The organism is Candidatus Edwardsbacteria bacterium, assembly GCA_031082425.1.
Lineage (GTDB): Bacteria > Edwardsbacteria > AC1 > AC1 > EtOH8 > UBA2226.
The window spans coordinates 1-1,136 of record JAVHLB010000010.1; the positions used below are offsets into that span (position 1 = coordinate 1).

A 1,136-nucleotide genomic window follows, 5' to 3' on the forward strand; every position below is an offset into this window, starting at 1 on the left:
GGGTCTGCACCGGATGGCTGACAAACAACAACCCCGCCCCCAGGGCCAGCCAGTATTTCGCCCTGCCGTCCTGATCTCCGGAACTGACCAACGGATTGGACAACAGTAAAAGCGCCAGCCAATAGACCAAAAAACCGTTGATGGCATGGATGGCCACATTCACCGCATGATAACCAAACGTCTCCAGGCCGCCAAAACGATAGTTGAGGGCAAAGGAAAGATTCACCAGAGAACGGGTCTTAAGTTGCGGAAGCAGCTGCCATTGCAACGGCAGATCCCGGATGGCCTTATTTTCGACGATCAGGTGCCCGTCGTCGAAATGGAACGGTGCCCGCAGGGTGCTGCCATATATCAGGAGAACCGCGGCGGCCAGCGTCAATAGGCCCAGTATTTTATATCTGGCCACAGTCATTTTTTGAACCAGGGGCTGGAGCCCGGGTTGAAACCCTGTTTCAGGCCGGCGTCCATATCTTTCCGTCCCTCCAGGGTATCCCCGGCCAGACATTTGATTTTTCCCAGGGCGTAAAGATACATCATATTGCCGGGCTCCATCTGCCGGGCGTTTTGAAGGTCCTTCACCCCCGCCGGGAACTGCCCGGTTTCTTTTTCGATCAAGGCCTTTATGAAATACGACATGGGGTAAGCGGCATCCAGTGCCAGGGACCTGTTTATTTGAATCAGGGCATCGGAATATCTTTTTTGGAAGTAATAGGTCTTCGCCAGATTATAATATGGCAAACTGACATATTTATTTGCCATGATGGAAAATAAAAAGTCCTTTTCGGCCAGATCGTATTTTCCCAGAGACAGGGATATGGCCCCCCTGTTATTGTAGGCCTTGGCATAATCCGGTTTGTATTTTATGGCCAGGGTATAGCAATCCCAGGCTTCCCGGCTCTGGCCTTTCATCTCCCGGAGATGTCCCAGATTATACCAGGAATTGGCGAAGCTGGAATCGATCCTCAGGGCCCTGATGAAATCTTTCTCGGCCAAAGGGTAATTGCCCCTCTCCATCAGGGCCTTCCCCCGGGCATCGTGCGGCCGGGCCTTGCCGGGGGATTTGGTGACGGTGTCGTGCCATAACAGCAGGTCGTCCCGCCAGACCTGGTTGCGGGCATAGGCCGAGGCCCCCAGGC

General features: G+C 54.0%; 2 protein-coding genes. Both read right to left on the reverse strand.

The features are described from left to right. Positions 1-412, reverse strand: a 412-nt coding sequence (locus RDU76_09840) for a hypothetical protein (protein MDQ7799223.1), incomplete at its 3' end; no start/stop codon positions are given. Continuing rightward, positions 409-1,014, reverse strand: coding sequence for a tetratricopeptide repeat protein (locus RDU76_09845; GenBank protein MDQ7799224.1), 606 nt, complete (start codon positions 1,012-1,014; stop codon positions 409-411). The genes RDU76_09840 and RDU76_09845, both read right to left, overlap by 4 nt. Positions 1,015-1,136: the final 122 nt, after the last annotated feature.

Bases quoted from the DNA above. Each gene is read 5' to 3' on its own strand.
- RDU76_09845 (MDQ7799224.1), bottom strand. From the start codon at position 1,014: ATGGAGAGGGGCAATTACCCTTTGGCCGAGAAAGATTTCATCAGGGCC.